Source organism: Paenibacillus aceti (assembly GCF_003614185.1).
GTDB lineage: Bacteria > Bacillota > Bacilli > Paenibacillales > Paenibacillaceae > Fontibacillus > Fontibacillus aceti.
Window position 1 is genome coordinate 957,355 of sequence record NZ_KZ987724.1, and the last position, 18,681, is coordinate 976,035.

Annotated in this window: 17 protein-coding genes, 1 pseudogene and 1 riboswitch; of the genes and pseudogenes, 15 read left to right on the plus strand and 3 right to left on the minus strand. The window is 45.7% G+C overall.

Going from position 1 to position 18,681, the window contains the following annotated elements; translation table 11 throughout:
- Positions 1 to 157 precede the first annotated feature (157 nt).
- Positions 158 to 2,323 carry a YhgE/Pip domain-containing protein gene (locus tag BFJ94_RS04345; RefSeq protein ID WP_120465084.1) on the minus strand — a complete coding sequence of 722 codons (2,166 nt, stop codon included), beginning with the start codon at positions 2,321 to 2,323 and terminating at the stop codon, positions 158 to 160.
- A 599-nt stretch (positions 2,324 to 2,922) separates the two neighbouring features.
- Between BFJ94_RS04345 and BFJ94_RS04350 the strand changes: the two genes are divergently transcribed.
- From BFJ94_RS04350 to BFJ94_RS04375, 6 genes are all read left to right on the plus strand, one after another.
- The gene (locus BFJ94_RS04350) at positions 2,923 to 3,423 is read left to right on the plus strand and encodes a PTS sugar transporter subunit IIA (protein ID WP_120461542.1); all 501 of its coding nucleotides are present in this window, start codon (positions 2,923 to 2,925) and stop codon (positions 3,421 to 3,423) included.
- A gap of 30 nt (positions 3,424 to 3,453) precedes the next feature.
- Positions 3,454 to 4,920: a PTS transporter subunit EIIC gene (locus tag BFJ94_RS04355; protein WP_120461544.1), complete on the plus strand. Its 1,467-nt coding sequence runs from the start codon at positions 3,454 to 3,456 to the stop codon at positions 4,918 to 4,920.
- Between the two features lie 234 nt (positions 4,921 to 5,154).
- Positions 5,155 to 6,333 carry an FtsW/RodA/SpoVE family cell cycle protein gene (locus BFJ94_RS04360; protein WP_120461546.1) on the plus strand — a complete coding sequence of 393 codons (1,179 nt, stop codon included), beginning with the start codon at positions 5,155 to 5,157 and terminating at the stop codon, positions 6,331 to 6,333.
- A 72-nt stretch (positions 6,334 to 6,405) separates the two neighbouring features.
- Positions 6,406 to 7,263 (plus strand): sensor histidine kinase, encoded by an 858-nt coding sequence (locus BFJ94_RS04365; protein ID WP_120461548.1) that lies wholly within the window; start codon positions 6,406 to 6,408, stop codon positions 7,261 to 7,263.
- Positions 7,232 to 7,870 carry a response regulator gene (locus BFJ94_RS04370; RefSeq protein WP_120461550.1) on the plus strand — a complete coding sequence of 213 codons (639 nt, stop codon included), beginning with the start codon at positions 7,232 to 7,234 and terminating at the stop codon, positions 7,868 to 7,870. The genes BFJ94_RS04365 and BFJ94_RS04370 overlap by 32 nt, the downstream gene beginning before the upstream one ends.
- 266 nt (positions 7,871 to 8,136) lie before the next feature.
- Complete coding sequence (locus BFJ94_RS04375) at positions 8,137 to 8,871, plus strand: TRADD-N-associated membrane domain-containing protein (protein ID WP_120461552.1); 735 nt, start codon at positions 8,137 to 8,139, stop codon at positions 8,869 to 8,871.
- A gap of 93 nt (positions 8,872 to 8,964) precedes the next feature.
- Here BFJ94_RS04375 and BFJ94_RS04380 read toward each other — a convergent pair whose 3' ends face one another.
- Positions 8,965 to 10,158 (minus strand): transposase, encoded by a 1,194-nt coding sequence (locus BFJ94_RS04380; RefSeq protein WP_016311143.1) that lies wholly within the window; start codon positions 10,156 to 10,158, stop codon positions 8,965 to 8,967.
- 78 nt (positions 10,159 to 10,236) lie between these two features.
- Here BFJ94_RS04380 and BFJ94_RS04385 point away from each other — a divergent pair, with 78 nt between their 5' ends.
- The 8 genes and pseudogenes from BFJ94_RS04385 to BFJ94_RS04425 all read left to right on the plus strand — a co-directional run bounded on the left by BFJ94_RS04385 (position 10,237) and on the right by BFJ94_RS04425 (position 17,257).
- Positions 10,237 to 10,641 (plus strand): RNA-dependent RNA polymerase family protein, encoded by a 405-nt coding sequence (locus BFJ94_RS04385; RefSeq protein ID WP_120461554.1) that lies wholly within the window; start codon positions 10,237 to 10,239, stop codon positions 10,639 to 10,641.
- Positions 10,642 to 10,895: 254 nt separating this feature from the next.
- On the plus strand, positions 10,896 to 11,126 hold the full coding sequence (locus BFJ94_RS04390) for a hypothetical protein (protein ID WP_162944161.1): 231 nt from the start codon (positions 10,896 to 10,898) through the stop codon (positions 11,124 to 11,126).
- 17 nt (positions 11,127 to 11,143) lie between these two features.
- On the plus strand, positions 11,144 to 11,701 hold the full coding sequence (locus BFJ94_RS04395) for a hypothetical protein (RefSeq protein WP_120461558.1): 558 nt from the start codon (positions 11,144 to 11,146) through the stop codon (positions 11,699 to 11,701).
- Positions 11,702 to 11,814: 113 nt separating this feature from the next.
- Positions 11,815 to 11,971 (plus strand): annotated as a pseudogene (locus BFJ94_RS04400) (DUF255 domain-containing protein); the annotation flags it as partial.
- A gap of 695 nt (positions 11,972 to 12,666) precedes the next feature.
- Entirely contained in the window at positions 12,667 to 13,029 is a 363-nt protein-coding gene (locus tag BFJ94_RS04410; RefSeq protein ID WP_120461562.1) for a replication termination protein, read from the plus strand.
- 112 nt (positions 13,030 to 13,141) lie between these two features.
- Positions 13,142 to 13,341, plus strand: a riboswitch (cobalamin riboswitch).
- A 157-nt stretch (positions 13,342 to 13,498) separates the two neighbouring features.
- Positions 13,499 to 15,805 (plus strand): 5-methyltetrahydropteroyltriglutamate--homocysteine S-methyltransferase, encoded by a 2,307-nt coding sequence (metE, locus tag BFJ94_RS04415; RefSeq protein ID WP_120461564.1) that lies wholly within the window; start codon positions 13,499 to 13,501, stop codon positions 15,803 to 15,805.
- Between the two features lie 130 nt (positions 15,806 to 15,935).
- Positions 15,936 to 16,562 (plus strand): FMN-dependent NADH-azoreductase, encoded by a 627-nt coding sequence (locus tag BFJ94_RS04420; RefSeq protein ID WP_120461566.1) that lies wholly within the window; start codon positions 15,936 to 15,938, stop codon positions 16,560 to 16,562.
- A 125-nt stretch (positions 16,563 to 16,687) separates the two neighbouring features.
- Positions 16,688 to 17,257, plus strand: a complete 570-nt coding sequence (locus tag BFJ94_RS04425; protein WP_162944163.1) for an RpnC/YadD family protein — start codon at positions 16,688 to 16,690, stop codon at positions 17,255 to 17,257.
- Positions 17,258 to 17,756: 499 nt separating this feature from the next.
- Here BFJ94_RS04425 and BFJ94_RS04430 read toward each other — a convergent pair whose 3' ends face one another.
- Complete coding sequence (locus BFJ94_RS04430; protein ID WP_120461570.1) at positions 17,757 to 17,897, minus strand: aspartyl-phosphate phosphatase Spo0E family protein; 141 nt, start codon at positions 17,895 to 17,897, stop codon at positions 17,757 to 17,759.
- A 261-nt stretch (positions 17,898 to 18,158) separates the two neighbouring features.
- On the opposite strand from BFJ94_RS04430, the gene BFJ94_RS04435 reads away from it, so the two are divergent.
- On the plus strand, positions 18,159 to 18,656 hold the full coding sequence (locus BFJ94_RS04435) for a metal-dependent hydrolase (RefSeq protein WP_120461572.1): 498 nt from the start codon (positions 18,159 to 18,161) through the stop codon (positions 18,654 to 18,656).
- The last annotated feature ends 25 nt before the right edge of the window (positions 18,657 to 18,681 follow it).

Genomic DNA, 18,681 nt, shown 5'->3' on the forward strand with positions numbered 1-18,681 from the left:
AGCTCTGATCGAGAATGTGCACAAGAAGATGATGTCTGGCTCGAACTCTGGCCACTTAGCTTGTTGGTTCGAAGCCAGACGTTAGACTTACGGTACAATTCGAATCAAACAGAAATTAAGAAACCTTGTTACTATTCGGGCGAGTATCCTCCCAAGCTTAATGAATCAAGTGCCCTGATTTGGCTTTTTTGACCCATTTTGCCGAGATGCGGTTTACGAATCTTTTCAGACCCAGCCCCAGTATCATGGACAGAGCAGCGTACACGAGCAATAGGCTAATATCTCTGGTGACCAGTCCTCCGACGCTTCCGCCCACGGCCTCGCGCATCAGGCCAATTCCGTAGGTGAAGGGCAGGTAAGGATAGATCGCCTGGAAAAAGGGCGGGGTGACCTGGATCGGGAAGGTACCGCCAGAGCCAGCCAATTGCAGGACGAGCAGCACGATCGACAACGCCTTGCCCACATTGCCGAATACGGACACCAGCGTATAGATCATCAGCATGAACACAGCACTGATCAGCATACCGAAGAGCATGAATCGGAGCGGCTCCGCGGCATAGGTCTTCAGAATCCACAGGTCCCCGGCAGTAACGAACAAGGATTGCAGCAGGGCCAGCGTCAAAAAGGTGAAAAAGCGCCCGAAGTATTCATGATAGCTGCGGATGGGAGCGCCGTGAACTGTCTTGTCATGGAATTCAACCGTCAGCATGGAGACGAGCAGCAGACCGCCCACCCATAAAGATAAGGTTGTAAAAAAGGGGGACATCGCTGATCCATAGTTCGGGATCGGGAACATTCTAGTTTCCTTCAGCACGACCGGCTCGGCAAAAAACTCACTTTCTTTGGAATAGTTCAGACTGAGCAGCTGGATCAGATCTTCAAGAGATCCCTTCTTCTCAAGGGCAGCGATATGATCGGTGACGGCTTTGAGCTTCTTTTCCGCCTCTGGTAAATGGGCGCGTATGACTTTGGCCTCCTTCGTCGCCGTGGCAAGGCCTTTCTTCGCATCCTTAATAATACCGCTGACCGCGGGCAGATCGGACAGGGCTTCGGATAGAATGTTTTCTGTATGCTTCGCATCTTTATCGGCTTGGTCAAGCGCGGCAGTCATCGCCGGGAGAATCATGCTGTCGAAGCTGCCGATCAGTTCATCCAGATCACCTGAGACCCGTTCGGAGACGGCGTTAAATTTGTTAAGGATCGCGCGGGTGACATCCTTGCCTTGATCGGCGGAGTTGGATAGGCTTGTGACGAGCTGTGCCAATTCCCTGAAATCCGCCTCAACGCGGTTTAATTTGGTAATGGCCGCGCTTAGTTTGCTGTTAGGGGTGATATCCTGCAATTTACTCAAAAGATCACTGAGTGAACGCGCGCCTTCCGCGGCCTTAATGAGCCTGGCCTGCAAATGCTCAGGAAGCTGCAATTCCCCCAGATCCTCAACCTGATCCAGCGCGCTCAGCAGATTGTTACCGGTCTGCGAGGACAGTTCGGCCATCTGCTTAAGCTGGATTAACGTCTCTTTGGCCAGCGGTGCAGCGGCTTGTAAGGCATCTTTGCCACGGGTTAAGAACTCCGAAGTCTTGGCCGCCAAGCCCCGTCCCTTCTCGGCAAGTCCAGCGACAAAGGGCAGTTCTTTTTGCACCTTGGATACGATCGTCTGGCTTTTTTGCAAATCCGCCACAGCGATATTGGCCACCTCATTGATCTCCGGAAAGAGCTGAACCATCTGAAAAGCGACTTGCTTGGCATTGTTGATCAAAGGCAGCTCCTGCCTTAATTCCACGCCGATTTCATTAAAAATACGAAAAATCGTTCCGTTCGCCGTTTTAATAAAATTGCGGCTGACCTCGCTAATCACCGAGCTGGCCCCTTTCGCGGTTATTTTGGGGGCGACGGCATTGATCTTCTCGTTGACATAGTATTGAATCTCCGCTTTCTCCGGGTTCGAGGTAAGCACAGTGGCAATTCGCGCCGAGAAATTGGTCGGAATGACGATGACGGCATAGTAGTCTCCTAGCTTCAAGCCTCGGATCGCTTTGTCCTTATCGGTAAACACCCAGCCGATATTATGATTCTCGCGCAGGGAATCGACGATCTCCTGACCGAGTGCTATAGGTTGTCCGCGCATAGTTGTGCCCCGATCTTCATTGGTGACCGCGATTTTAATCCCTGATGTCTGACCGTACGGGTCCCAGGAAGCTTCGATATTGAACCAGGCATAGAGCGAAGGGAGGATGACCAAGCCCGATAGGATAATGGCAGCAGCCCAATTGGTAATGATTCCACGTAAATCTGTAGCATAGATCGATAAAATCTTTTTCACAGCAAATCCCCATTTTCCTTTTTTGCTTATTATTCCGCATCCTTGCTTAATCATCCCTGTGCGCGTCTCTAACGAAATACCATTATCGTTATTCGGGTGAAAATACGTCATTTAGCCCCTTTTTGCTCACAATAGCGCTCCCCTGTTTCGTTAGCTTTTTAAATCGCATCTTTTGAGGCAAATAGCGATACGTAGTTTCGTACCAATATTAGTGGCGCTTTCAAATTTACTATTGACGTTACCGGAAGCTTGATTTATGATAGTCACATAACAAAATACCGGATCACAATTTGGCGTGTTACCATAACTTTAGTGGGCATGAGCCAAGAAGAGCAGTCCTATTCAATTAGGATTTCTTTTCTTGGCTCTTTTTTATTTGTCGCCTGTGTAGAAGGCAATTCGGGTGCAGGCTGCTACCCGCGAAAGTTTGAAGCATGGCCGATTTGTAAACGGTATCAATATAATGATGACGTTGGGAGGGACCGTATAGGAATAGTCCTTGTGCGAATGTCGGATTATAGAAGATAGCTGCATATTAGGACACTTAGAGCGGAGTTACCATGGATCATCTAACAACAGGACTAGGAGGAGTTTAACTCATGTTTTCTAAATGGAGAAAGAAATCTACTGAGAGTAAGCAGATCGACATATTAGCCCCGGTAACAGGAAAAGCAGTTCCATTAGCTGAAGTGCCGGATGAGGCGTTCGCTGCCGGACATATGGGCAAGGGGGTTGCGATTGAGCCTTCAGAGGGCAAGCTGATCTCGCCTTTCGACGGTACCGTCGTACATGTGATCAAATCGAACCATGCCGTGATGCTGGAGCATGCCTCTGGACTGCAATTTCTGTTCCATATCGGGATCAACACCGTTTCCTTGAAGGGGGAAGGCTTCACTTCACATGTCAATATCGGGGACCAAGTCAAGGCCGGTCAAGTGCTGATCGAATTCGATACCGCCACGATTGTTGGAGCGGGATATCCGACGATCACACCCATTATTGTAACCAATGCGGATGAAGTGACCGAGAGCCTGGAGGTACTCAGCGGGCCTGTAACGGCAGGCAAGGATGTCATTTTAAAGGCGGTTATGAAGTCTTAAATCACTATAATTTGAAAGGATGATTAATCAATGCTAGCAAAACTCCAAAAGCTAGGTAAATCGCTTATGCTTCCGGTAGCTACGCTGCCTGCAGCGGGGATTTTGCAAGGGTTTGCGAATATCAATTACAAGGAGGATCTACACTGGCTCTTTGGTGATACAGTCGGCGGCTTTCTGAATCAGTACATCGGAACTTTTCTGAATGCGGGAGCTCAGGCGATATTTGGCAACCTTGCTTTGATCTTTGCAATCGGCGTCGCCATCGGATTTGCCGGGGATGCGGTCGCAGCGTTATCGGCTCTAATCTCCTACATGGTGTTGACCAAGATACTGGCCGAAATCCCAGGGGTATTCTCTTTTATCGCTGATGATGTCAAATTGGATATGGGGGTTCTAGGCGGTATATTTGCAGGTTTATGGGCAGCTTATTTATATAATAAGTACCATAATATCAAACTGCCGGATTGGCTTGGATTCTTCGCCGGGAAGCGGTTTGTTCCCATCGTTACGGCGGCAAGTACCATGGTCTTCGCCGTATTTGCAGGTATGATCTGGAGCCCGATTCAGGATGCGATCAGCGTCTTTGGTAACTGGGTTGTCGGACTTGGCGGCATCGGATCATTAGTGTTTGGTATTGCGAACCGACTATTAATCCCGCTCGGTCTGCATCATGTTCTTAATTCGATCGCCTGGTTCCAAATCGGCGACTTCACGAATGCAGCTGGCGAGGTTGTACACGGTGACTTATGGCGTTTCTTCGCTGGGGATAAATCAGCAGGGATGTTCATGACGGGCTTCTTCCCGATTATGATGTTCGCGATGCCTGGTGCGGCATTGGCCTTTATCCATACAGCTAAGCCATCGAAACGTAAAATGGTAGCTTCGCTCGTTATCGGTTCTGCTGTCGCTTCGTTCCTGACTGGTATTACTGAACCGCTTGAGTTTGCATTTATGTTCGTAGCGCCTGTGCTCTATGTAGTGCATGCTATTTTGACCGGTCTGTCAGGTCTGCTTATGTATCTGCTTGATGTTAAGCTCGGATTTGCGTTTTCTGCCGGCTTGATTGACTATCTCGTCAACTTGAAGCTGTCGACGAATGCGTGGGTGCTGCTGCCAGTAGGTGTCGGATTCTTCCTGCTCTACTATCTCCTGTTCCGCATTATTATCGTCAAGTTCAACTTGAAGACGCTCGGACGGGAAGATGACAGCGAGGAAGACGAGGTTACGGATTCGGCAAGTGGCGATCATGTCGTCTCCTCCTCCGACAGCCGCGCCGCGAAGATCTTGACGCAAATCGGCGGCCCGGACAATATCCAGTCTGTGGATGCTTGCATCACTCGGCTCCGTCTTGTCGTTAAGGATGATAAGGCCGTGAATGACTCGGCACTTAAGAAGCTGGGAGCTTCCGGTGTCATGCGGCTGGGTCAAGGCGCAGTTCAGGTCGTATTCGGTCCACAATCCGAAGCGATTAAGGACGAGATCAAGAAGATGCTGTGAAGATGCTGTAATGTAATTCGCATTTTGACTTACCTTTCGTTTACCCACCCTCACAGGGCAGATCATTCCATCGATCTGTCCTGTTTTTTAATGGACGGAAAAACTCCGTACCAGATCATCCCTTCAATGTATGAATTATGATAATATAAACTCTAGAATATCTCACCTTAAGTCTTGGCACCCGGAAGGCTTCAACGAACGGTTCGACCAAATCCACAGTGAAGATGTGAGGATATGTATTTTCTCGATAGGTTCAAAAGATTTGACTTCGTTATTCTGTTCATTCTGCTGCTCTTCATGGGCATAAGCATTACGGTGTTGTATAGTGCTACTGTGAATACAGCTTATGATGGGTACCATGTGCAAATGGCGAAATACTACATTCTAGGCTTCATTGTGCTGGGCGTGGTTTCCTTGATCAATTACCGGATCATTCTGAAATTGGCGCCGTATATTTATTTGCTCGGCCTCGGTCTCTTGGTGCTCGTGAATTTTGTAGGCAATACCTATCATAATGCAACGGGCTGGATGACGATTCCAGTCCTGCAGATGAGCTTTCAGCCTGCCGAATTCTTCAAGCTGCCCCTGGTTCTCTTCCTGGGATATCTGTTGAACTGGAAGCAGAAGCCGAAGCTTGGATTCTGGCGGGATGTGGTGCCGATGTGCCTGGTGACGTTCATCCCGTTCGCTGTCGTTATGGTGCAGAATGATCTCGGGAATGCGCTGAGTTATCTCGTGATTCTGGCAGGCATGCTGTGGATCGGGAATATGAAATATATTCATGCTTTAATAGCTGCGGCATTAATCGTGGCGTCCGTCATCGGCGGAATTGGAGCCTATAAGACACATCATGATGAGATTTATCAGTTTCTGGTTGATATCGGTCGCCAGCACTGGATCAATCGGATCGATCCCTGGCTGATGCCGGAATTAGCTACGGATGATGCAGCTTATCATACGAGGAATGCGAAAATGGCGATCGCAGCCGGAGGAATGAGCGGGGAAGGCTATCTACAAGGGAAAAATGTCCAGTCGGAGCGGGTTCCTTTTACCTACTCTGATTCGATTTTCGTCGTGATTGCTGAAGAATTCGGCTTTATCGGCAGTTCGGTCGTGCTGCTGCTTTATTTTGTGCTGATCCATCGCATGATTCTGATCTCGCTGGAATGCAAGGAACGAGCCGGACCTTATCTGATCGTGGGGATCGTGTCGATGTTTCTCTATCAAATATTCGAGAATGTAGGCATGTTCATCGGCCTGATGCCACTGACGGGAATTACGCTGCCCTTCATTAGCTACGGCGGTACGTCGCTGGTGATTAATATGATTTGTATGGGGCTGGCGATCAGCATTCGTTTTTATGAAGAAGAGGAGAAGGAAGAGCAGCGGTCTGGGGAGCGCCTGAGGATGTAGTTCAAGGGTGGGCGATCTCGGATCACCTTTGACGAAACGCAGCATCACGGGCCCTATGAATGGAGGTGCAGCATGTCGTATCGACAGCTAAAATGGATGATCCTGATCGTCCCGACGCTGCTGATCGGGATTTGGGAGTATGTGAGGCATCAATTTCTCATGCCTTATTTATCGATGGATGCGGGTAATTATTTAACACCGGTGCTGCTGTTCATGATCAGTGTGACCTTGCAATATAAATGGTTCCGCAAGCTGGAGAGCATGCAAGAGGAGCTGCAGAAGGAGCGTGCTCACAAGGCGAGCTGGGAGGAACGGGAACAATTGGCGAGAGAGCTGCATGATGGTATAGCTCAATCGCTATTTCTATTGTCGGTCAAGGTGGATCGAGCCGAGAAAAGACAGCGCTCCAGCGGCGAGGCAGCTAATTTGGACGAGCTAAGGGGAGCGATTCAGGACGTCAACCGCTACGTCAGACAAGCGATATCTGATTTGAAGCTGCCGCCGGATATCGATGCAGAGGGAAATTGGCTCTCCTTTACAGAGCGGATTCAACAAATTGCGGATGAGTATCAGCTGGGGCTGCATCTGGACTGGACGCTGGCGGAAGAGCAGTGGTCAGCGAAGGAGCAGCTGGAGCTGCTCGCCTGTATCCGTGAAGCGATCGTTAATGCGGGCAAGCATGCCGCGGTTCAGGAAATATTCGTGCAGGGGATGGAGCAAGAGGGAGCTTTTCAGGTGAAAATTACAGACCGGGGCAGCGGTTTTACGGTAGGGGACATATCTCCTGAGCGCTACGGATTGCGGATTATTAAGCAGCGCGCGGAGAAAATGAAATGGAAGTTAACGATGGAATCGATGTCCGGTGAGACGACGATAACGATTCAAGGAGGTCATAAGAATGACGAGAACCCGCGTACTGATCGTGGATGATCATCCCCATGCCCGCGAGGCGATCGGCGATATTCTCTCGGAGGATGAGAGCTTTGAAATTATCGGATTTGCTGAGAGCGGGGAGGAGGCTGTCCTGCAGACGGAAATGTGGATGCCGGATCTGATTCTGCTCGATATTCACTTGCCGGGCCAGGACGGGCTGGAGACAACCCGAGAAATTAAGCTCAAGTTCCCTTATGTCAAAATCGTACTCGTGACGGTCTCCGATAATGTAGCCTATCTGTTCGAGGCCTTGAAGCAGGGGGCACAGGGGTATTTGCTGAAGAATCTTGAACCGGGCATTTGGCTGGAATACCTTCGCGCGGTAGCCAGTGAGGAAGCGCCGATGACGAGTGAGCTTGCTATGCGCATTTTACAGGAATTTTCGCTGCAGAAGCCGAACCGGACTGCCCAGCATCCGCTAACGAACCGCGAGCGTGAAATATTGGACCTGGTGGCCAAAGGGATGACGAACCGCGAGATTGCCAAGGATCTCGATATTTCCGATCAAACGGTGAAGAACCATCTGAAGAATATTATGCACAAGCTGCATTTGGAGAATCGGGTCCAGCTGACGCGCTATGCGATGGAGCAGGGCTGGATTTAGTGCAGGTCTGTTACATCCCACTGATGGGATGTTCGCGTGAATCAATTTTAAGATGCTTTCGCCATTGGAATTGGCGAAGGCTTTTTGTTTGAAAGTAAAAGAATACCGTTCGTCATATTTTTCCATTTCATAGTATAATAGAGCATAATCTTTAGGTGCGATTTGAGTTCCAGTTTGTTCGTTTATTTATTTAATTGTATTCTTTAGATTAATGAACTTCATCAACATTACGTTATAGGAAATTGCAGAAATACAAGGGGGATAACATGGAGAGCGAGATGAATAATACAGTTACTTCAGACGTAGAAACTGTAAATGTTAAGAATAATGGAGATGTAACGTTATTCGAACTAGCTTATATCAATTCAAGAATAGCTAAGCTAAATCATGAGAAAATATCTGATAAGCAAACAGTCACTGCCTTAAGAGCGTTATTTGCCATAATCACCTTGATTGGGTTTTTAATCATTATAAAAGTAATTGATACTTACTTATATATCGGTATCATTATTACTGTTTTTGGAGGAGTTATCTTCTTAGCAAGTTTCACAGATGCGAAACAAAGTAAAATCAAAGCTGAAATAGAAGGCTTGAATATGCAAAAAAAGTTACTTGAAAATAGTTCCGGTAATAATACCAATAGATATTTTGATAGCTTAGTAAGCATAAATTTAAGAAATCTTGAGGAATATTATGATTTGGTGAAAATCAGTAATAAAAAATCTTTTTATGCATCATTAACCATGAGCACTTTTGGAGTTTTAATTATAGCTGGGGGCCTCATTGTTTCTTACTTTATGGATGAATTTAAAGACATATCTTATATTGCTACTGCTGCTGGCCTGTTAGTAGAAATTATATCGGGGCTAATGTTTTATCTCTACAGTAAAACTGTACTACAACTTAAGGAATACCACGATAGCTTAATTGATGTTCAAAATGTTCTACTTTCTTTTAAGTTGAGTGTTTTGCATAATTCCGTTTCAGAGAAGAAGCGATAGCATATTCACTGTCGTTAAGGGGTAATTTTCGAAAATGGTATTATATGGGTGAAGAAAAGGGCAGACTTGCAGAATTTTAGAACAGCTCGTTTTTTAAGCGGCAGCCCGTTTTGAATGATGAGAAACGGCGAGCGCAGATGCAAGCAGAACAATGGCATTCAAATACTGGTGAGTTGTGACTTTCTGAATGCCCCGGACATGTGCGGCGTCTGCCGTCAAATAGGTTTTCAATCGGGAGTTGCAGCGTTCTACGCTGGTTCGTTCATTGTAAAGTTCCTTCCAACGCTTTGTATCCCGATGAGGGATGCTGTATCGCCGGAGATCATCCTTCGCATTTACTTTGACGACCATTCCATAGTTTGAAGACGAGCAGGCAGCCATGCCAAGCGGACAGTCGACTTTACCCGTGGCATGCGGGCAGCGAAATTTATGCATATCGCCGTCAACTCCCCAGTATGTCATCGCATAACCCATGGAACAGCACGGTGTTCCGTTCGAGGTCATGCCAGCAGGCGGTTCCTTCTCCCCCCGCAGATTAAGGGGAATGATGGCTTGTGCCTTGACGTTGCGGGCGGCCTCATAAACTTTCATTTGGTCGTAGCCCGCATCGAGTATGAAAAATCGTGTGCTCGTCCTGGACGCTGTTTTCTCGATCAGGCCCGGCGCCATTTCTCCATCATTGACATGCGCCGGCGTTACTTCCAAGGCGATCGGCAATTCACTTTTCGTATCGACCGCCAGATGAATTTTGTAACCAAACCATGTGATTTTATTGCCGAAGGAATCAATTTTTGCGCCCCAGTTCGCATTACCCGTTTGCTCGCTTTTGCGTTTGGGCTGCTTTTTCTCGTAAGCGCGGAGAGCGGCGCTGTCTATGGCGACGTTACTGCCTTCTATGATACCTTCCTGCTGACAGCGTGTGACCAAATCCTCAAAAAGCCGTTTTGCCAAGTCCTTTCTCGTCAGTTCTGAGAAAACTCGGCTTAATGTGGATATGGAAGGAGCTTCTCGATCCAGCGGAAGACCACACTGATAACGAAACCGGAGATCCGTATCCAAACGCTTATGCAACCCTGAAAAGGTACTTATTCCTTCAAGCGGCGCAGCCAAGAGTGCTCGTAGAATACCTTGTCTGCAGTATCCCTCAGCGCCTCGGGGTGAACGGCTTCTCAGTTCCTTGGCATACGGTCTCAGATCGAGAGAACTGAAGAAGATCGGCAATCTCTCCTTGGGTTGAATTTTTAAAAGTTCTTCGAAGGAAAACAGACATTCTTGGAGAATATACAAAGTGACTTCCTCCATCCTTGAGGTTTTTGGGTTTGGTCACTTGAAAACTTCTCCAAGTTGGGGTGAAGTCCCTTTTTTATGTCCGAAAATCCTTACGGCTCAAGGCCTCAGATTACTGCAAAACGCTCAATTAAAATATTAGAAAAAGAAATCGTACGAAGTAAACCCCCAACCTTTTTAGCTCCCGGTGCTTTTTTAGCGTTATTTATACCAGTTTGGTCACAATATGCTGTATTCTTTTTTAAAGCTTTTGATAGTACAAAATTCAATGAATCAACCAGTGTTTTTGTAACTTTTACTGTAGTAGCATTATTTATTTCAGTATGTATAGGAACTTTTAAAGCGATGTTTAGTTTAGTTGAAGATTTTTTCATGATAGAAATAAATATTAAAAAGAGATTTTTGGAAAAAGTGGAAGATGCGTTGCTCTTTTATAATGATACATGTGTTGATTTAGAATACGTTCTTAACAGAAGTAATTAGAATAGTGAAACTACTACTCTTGATTAATTGGAAATATTATTAAGAGAGAGAATAGATGGTTGTTTGAAATAAGATGGAAACATAATGCTAGAGTTAATTCGAAAGGGTTCTTTAGGTCGATTTATATGACACGGATCAGGGTTGGAATAATTATCATCTAAGGAGTTTTTTATTATGAACGAAGAGCAGAAAATTAGAGAACTAAGTTTCGCAATCAAAAAGAGAATCCTACGTCAGGTAATTATAGAAGATATATGGTGAATACTTACAATTATATTTTACAAAATTCCAATGCAGGAAATATGGGTTGGAGCAAAGCAAATACTCGGGAAATGCTAAATTTTGTATATGAAGGAACTCCGGATCATCTGGGCTATGAAATGGTGGAGAAATTCAAAAAAACTCTTAGAGATTTAGGATATATTAAGACAGTAAAAGAAGAGAATGAGTGGCGTACTTACATACTCAAAGAATTGGATTTTTAACTGTTTTAAGGAGAATTATGAAAAATACAACTATTATATTTGAAAATGCAAATAAAAAATTCTTAAATAATGAAGTGGATTTGATTCTTAGTGGTGTCTCAGAACGAACATTATGCGGTTCTTTAATGAGATATCTTCAGGAAGAGATTAAAGAAACTAATTATTCGAAATATCATGTGGATGTGGAATATAACAGAAACAATGGGAAAGTAAAGACCATTATTGATCAAAACATCGAAGTAATACCTATTAATTGTGATATCATAGTGCATAGCCGTGGCGAGATTCCTGAACAAAATAATATAATTGCAATAGAAATGAAAAAATCCACAAATAGAAATTCTGAAAAGATAAAGGATAAGAATCGTTTGATAGCTCTAACTAAAGAAACGTTCGATGATGTTTGGTCATTTGACGGAACAAATCTTCCTGAGCATGTGTGTAGATATAAATTAGGTATTTATTATGAAGTCAACATTAAAAGAAGTGAAGTTTATGTTGAGTACTATAAGAAAGGGCGATTGAGTTCTACAAAAATATTTAAGTTAAAGCTTGGGAGCAATCATGACAGGTAACCCATACCATATGGAGGTACTTTGTTTGCTTTACCTGCGCTTTCTCCCACCTTTTTGGGTAAACTAACCCTAAGTAATACTTCACCAAAATCCCACCGAAGAGGTGATGCCCCATGGCAACTCAAAAGATACCCAATAGATTAGCTAAGGAAAAGTCACCATATTTGCTGCAACACGCACATAATCCGGTGAATTGGTTCCCCTGGTCAGAAGAAGCTTTTGAAATCGCCAAAACGCGACAACATACCTGTCTTCCTATCTTTTAGCTACATCTAATTATTGACCTACACGTACCTGTCATTGATGAGATGTTCGTGTGAATCAATTGTATTCTTATATTTACGAACTTCGTGAATATTACATTATTTGAAAGATCGGCAATTTAAAAGCTTGACTAGAAAATAAATAACAACAAAGGAATGAATCGATGAAAGTATACTTAATTATCATTCAGGGCTTTTATTTATTGACTTTACTTCCTTGGTTTTTTATTTGGGGATTATCTTTTATGGTATTTGATAATGGAATCTCATTTTGGGGTATATCGATAATGATTGTAGTTTCTTTGTATCCTGTTGCTGTTGCAATATGTTCAATCTTGTCTTGGCTATTAAAGGAAAAGGTAAAATCACTAAATATTTTTCTTATTAGCGCAATTCCATTACTGTGGGTGACCTCTTTGGTGGCAGTAATAATAGGGTATTAGTTTTGTTCTCAATTATACAAGGTACTAAGTTTAGGTGCACACAATGGGGTATTAATTTCTAGAGCTACTATTTCTACAAATTCACTATATGAAAAATTCATAATAGAAAGATCAAATTCCTCCGCTTACCTTCTATAGCACTTATTCAACATTCCCACCTCTTTAATAACAATCTATTCCGTTTAAAAAGCGTATTAAACCAGCTATTGTGAAAAATTCATAGCTTAGGTATACTGGAAACAAAAGGGAGGTGGCGGCCATGGCTTTTATGATCGCTCAACGGGCTTATATCAAGTTATATCTGATTACGAAGGTGGAGCAGCGGCGGGGATACGGTTATCAGATGCTGGAGGAAATGAAGGAGGAATTTAAGCCGTTCGGGTATGTTCCTCCGCTGAGTGAGATTTACCGCGCATTGCATGAGCTGGTGCAGGAAGGGGTTCTGTATCGGACCAAGCAATTGAAGGGGAATGATCCCAGCGTCGATTTTCAGGAAATCGTGCTGTATCATTTTACGGAAGAAGGTCGGGATAAGGCCAAGCTGTACAAGAAGCAGGTGAAGGCGGATCTGGACCGCTGTATCGGCATGCTGCAGAAGGCGGTTCAGGACAATTATAACTAGTTATAGTTAATTCCGATAAGACTACTATTGTATTGTGCTTCTTTGCCATGTAAGATGATAGCTAAGTAATAATTGGATTCAAAAAGGCCAGCTCTTGAGCTGCTTATTCAAATTTAATATTGTGGGGATAGGTGTTCCTAGTCGCATAAATTGGGAGCTTAAAAGGGAAGTCCGGTGTGATACCGGCGCGGTCCCGCCACTGTAACAGAGAAGTCTGATGCGATGATTGCCACTGATGTGGGTTATATCGGGAAGGCAGCATGAAGACGCAGATTCTGGAGCCAGGAGACCTGCCTGTTCTGACAACACTGCATTACCTACGGGAGGATAGGGAGGTGTTAAAGATTACTGCCATTGTATCTATACAGAGGTTCTCTTTAGCATTGCCTAGAGGGAGCCTCTTTTTATTACAACTGGTGGAGTCTGAGAACCTGTATCCCGTCAAATATTATTCATGGAGGTTGATGAAATGAGCAATATCATAAGCGGTAATCTTGGCTACCCGAGGATTGGACGAAACCGGGAGTGGAAGAAGGCGATCGAGGCTTATTGGACCGGGCAGATTGCCGAGCCTGAGCTTCATGAGAGATTGACAGCGATTCGGCTGGATAATTTGAAGACGCAGCAAAATAAAGGCCTTGAAGTCATTCCGGTCGGGGACTTCACTTACTATGATCATGTGCTGGATACGGCGGTCATGTTCGGGTTGGTTCCTGAGCGCTTCGAGTATGACGGAGGCAATGTGCCGTTGGATACTTATTATGCGATTGCTCGCGGGAATAAACAGGCGGCAGCGAGTGAAATGACGAAATGGTTCAACACGAACTACCACTATATTGTGCCAGAGCTTGGTGGTAGAGAGCCACAGTTGACCGTAAATTATCCGCTTGAGGCATACCGGGAAGCAAAGCAAGTATTGCAAATTGAAGGCAGGCCCGTGCTGCTCGGTTTATATACGTTCCTGAAGTTGTCCAAAGGATATGCAGAGGGGGAATTCGGCGTTTGGATCGACAAGCTGCTGCCGCTTTATATTGAGGTGCTGCGTGAGCTTGCGGCAGAAGGTGCAGCTTGGGTGCAAATCGATGAGCCGGCTCTGGTGACGGAGTTGACAGCCGGAGATATTGAGCAGGTTGGTCTGATTTACAAGACGATTGCTCAGGAAGTGCCAGGGATCTCCGTTCTGCTGCAAACCTATTTCGCTCCAGTGTCTGGTTATCAGCAGGTAACTGCTCTGCCGGTACAAGGAATCGGATTGGATTTCGTGCATGGTTTGGAGGGGAATCTGGCGGCACTGCGCGAGTTTGGCTATCCGGCGGGTAAGGTACTAGGTGCAGGTGTGATCGATGGGCGCAATATTTGGCGTAGTGATCTGAAGGTGGTTAGACAGCTGTTGGATGAAATCGTGCAGCTTGCACCACAGGCCGAGCAGATTATCGTACAACCATCAAGCAGCCTGCTGCATGTTCCGGTCAGCTTGCAAGGGGAGTCGAATCTGGAGCCGCTCCTGAAGGATGCACTGGCTTTTGCAGAAGAAAAGCTGGATGAGGTAGTTGGTTTGCAGGCAGCTTTTGGGGGAAACGATATTCCTGGCTTATTCGCAGATAATGAGCGTGCTTTGGAGGCGTTGGCAGCCGCGCCGGTGCGTAATCGCCATAATGTGCGTAGCGCGGTGGAGCAAACATTGCAGCAGCCAGCGGTTAGAGAGAGCGAGTTCGAAGAGCGCAGGGTGAAGCAGGAGCAGAAATGGAAGCTTCCGATCCTTCCGACCACGACCATCGGCAGCTTCCCGCAGACGAAGGAAGTACGCTCGGCACGGCAGAAATGGCGCAAAGGCGAATGGGATACAGAGCGGTACGATCAATTCATTCAGGCCGAAATTGCCAAGTGGATTCGCCTTCAGGAGGATATTGGACTGGACGTACTTGTGCATGGTGAATTTGAACGGACGGATATGGTGGAATTTTTCGGGGAGAAGCTGCCGGGATTTGCCTTTACCCGCGGCGGGTGGGTCCAATCGTACGGGACACGCTGCGTGAAACCGCCGATCATCTATGGAGATGTGGAATTCGACCAGCCGATGACTGTCAAAGAGACGAAGTATGCTCAATCGCTGACACAGAAGCCGGTTAAGGGGATGCTGACCGGGCCGATCACCATTTTGAACTGGTCCTTCGTACGGTCGGATATTCCTCGCAAGAATGTCGCCTATCAAATTGCGTTGGCCTTGCGTGAAGAAGTCGAGGCGCTGGAACGCTCTGGAATCGAGATGATCCAGGTGGATGAGCCGGCCTTAAGAGAAGGGCTGCCGCTGAAACGGGAGGAATGGCAGGAATATTTGGATTGGGCGGTCAACGCGTTCCGGATCGCAACGAGTGCAGTGCGGGATACGACCCAGATCCATACGCATATGTGCTACTGTGAATTTCAGGATATTATCGATTCTATCCAGGCTCTGGATGCTGATGTCATCTCGATTGAAACATCTCGCAGCAATGGAGAATTGATCAGCAGCTTCGAGCAGCAGACGTATCCGCTAGGCATCGGTCTTGGCGTTTATGATATCCATAGCCCACGGGTTCCTTCCGAAGAGGAGATGCTGTCCTTGATCAACCGTGCCTTGGAGGTGCTGGACCCGCAGCTATTCTGGATCAACCCCGATTGCGGTTTGAAAACCCGGGGCCAGGAAGAAACTGTCGCAGCTTTGTCACATATGGTGTCAGCGGCCAAAACCTACAGAGAGAAAGTGATTTCAGGCACTTTCGCTACGAAAATGTGATAAAAGTAATAGAAAATTTCAAAAACTTCAATTGACAAATGATCTTGGGTAATTTACTATGTTATCGATATCTCTAGAGAAAAAGTTAGTGGATAGGCAAATAGAAAATGACCCAGGAGGAATCATATCAATGGCAAAAGTATTATTCGTAAAAGCTAACAACCGTCCGGTTGAGCAATCGGTAACTGTAAAACTGTATGAAAGTTTCTTGCAAACATACAAGGAAACTCATCCAGCGGATGAAATTGCGGAAGTCAACGTGTTTGATGCAAATCTTCCTTACTACGATAATGATCTTATCAACGGAGGCTATAAGCTGGCTAACGGCATCGAAGCAACTCCGGAAGAAGTCAAGGCAGTTGAGCTTGCTAACCAATATCTCGATCAATTCCTGAACGCGGATAAAGTGGTATTTGCTTTCCCATTGTGGAACTTCACCATTCCTGCACAACTTCTGACTTACTTGTTCTACTTGAACCAAGCTGGCAAGACTTTCAAATATACAGCAGAAGGCCCTGTAGGACTGATTGACGGCAAGAAGGTAGCATTGCTGCATGCTCGTGGCGGCGTTTACTCCGAAGGCCCAATGGCTTCATTGGAAATGTCCTTGAATTATGTAGCTAACACTCTTGCATTCTGGGGAATCAACAGCACAGAGAATGTGATCGTTGAAGGCCACAACCAATTCCCGGACCGCGCCGAAGAGATCGTTCAAGACGGCATCAAACGCGCTGCTGAACTCGCAGCTCGCTTCTAATTTCGTTTAGCATCTGGCAATCATCATTTCACCGAATATATAAGAAGCTACTCTGACAGAAGTATTTTCTGCGGGGTAGCTTTTTTTATTATACTTGGGAAGTTTAATCTATATTAGAGGGGATAGTGTATCCCCATCCCAGCCCTTTCATTTCATTGTTAACCCCTTGCTGTAAACGGTATAATAAAAATGCGCAAAAAGTCATACCGACTACCGCCGATGGTGCCGATCGTGCTGTACTTATTGATGTGGCTCGCTATACGGAGGAAGAGCTGCTGTCTTTGTCCAATACCATCGGCTCGGTGTTTTTGCTGGACCAAACGGAAGACCAAGAGCAGCTATTGGATCGACTGGGTAAGCTCATGCATACGATTCAGCAATTGCCTGATGATAGCCAGCAGAAGTTTGTGGCATGGATGGCCAACGTTTTGAAGCACCAGTTGCCAGAAGGCGAAACGCATATTGAAGAACTTGTGAAGAATGTGAAGGGAGGTACAGCCATTATGGGTTTGGAACAAACGTTAAGAAAGATAAGAAAAGAAGAAAGACACGAAGGAAAGATCAAGGGCAAAATTGAAGGCAAAGAGGAAGTTGCCAAACGTATGATTGACTTGGGGCTGGAAGCCTCGGTTATCGCTGCAGCTACTGGTTTCTCTCCCGAAAAGATCGATCAATTGCGAGAACAAGCTCATTAGTTTATATGATGGGGTTGTCCAACTTTTTTGTGGGCCACAGCCACAATCTCAAACTCATTATTTAATCGCGCCGGTTTCGATCATTGTACCATCTATTAAGCGTAGGAGATGGACGGTCAGGACTTCCACGGATCTAGCGGTCAAAAATGTCCGTTAGAGCATGAAAACGACAACTACGCTCCTCTAACGGACACTTTTGACCCTTAGAAGCGAAAAATGCCATTTTTCGCGGTTATTTCCCTTGTAATGGACATTATTGTCCGTTACAAGAGCGGGATGCCACAGAATCAACGCTAACGGACATTTATGTCCGTGTCCGATTGATCGGACCAGAACATGGGGATGTTCACATTTCTGGGCACGCAAAAGAGGCGTCTTCAAGTCGGGAGATCGACTTTAGAGACAGCCCCTTCGTATTGCTCTGATTCTTTCTAAGCAATCATTGATATTAATGTAGTAAAGCTTTAAAGGAGCCGCATGAAGCGGCCCCCCTGAATCCTTACTTGCTATTCCTGTGGTACTCGTTCAGTAATTCGTCAAGCTTCTGACTGAGAATTACAATTTTCCGGTCGGACAGTTTGCAAGTAGTAAGTTTATTTAATTCCAACCGGAGTTCTTCAATCTTGCGGATTAGCTCCAAAGTCGAACAACCCCTGAAATTAGAATATCTATGTTATACGTCCGCTGTGCACTGGCGACCGTTGTGCGGAATCCCTACTTTCAGCCTGCTCCGCACCAGGCGTAAAGTGGTAATAATTGATTTCTCTATATGAATAGGTACATCCTCCTTATAAGATCAAAAATGTAAGTAAAAGTCGTATAAAGGCAAAATATGAAACTGTTAGTTCTATTTTTTTGCTATAATATCCATTACAGCTTAGAGACACGGAGGAATTCTTACATGCTTCAGAAGACACATACACTGGCAGGGGTGGTCGCTGCGGAGTGCGTCATTATTCATTTCAACCAGCCACTTATATCCTGGGAAGCGGGAACGGCGTTACTGATCGGGTGCATCGTTGGGCCGCTCGCGGATATCGATAAGAAGGGTTCAACTATGGCCCGAATTTTGCTGCCCTTATCCTGGGTATTGCAATTGCTCCGCGTGAAGCACCGTACGCTAACTCATTCCTTGCTATTCCTGGTCCTGCTAGGTTATCTATTGGCACCGTTGCCGGAATTTTTCTATTGGACGATTCTAGCTGCCTATGCCTCGCATCCGCTGATCGATCTGTTGAATGATCAAGGGGTGGCGCTGCTGTGGCCGATCAACAAGAAGTTCCGGTTATTGCCGAAGCCGATTGGGATTGATACAGGTTCTTTTCAGGAGATCGTATTTAGAATCATCTTAGCGGTGGTAGCTATTATTTTACCGTTTATTTCACTAGGTTCATTTTGAGAGGTAGCCTAATAAGTTCGCTCTT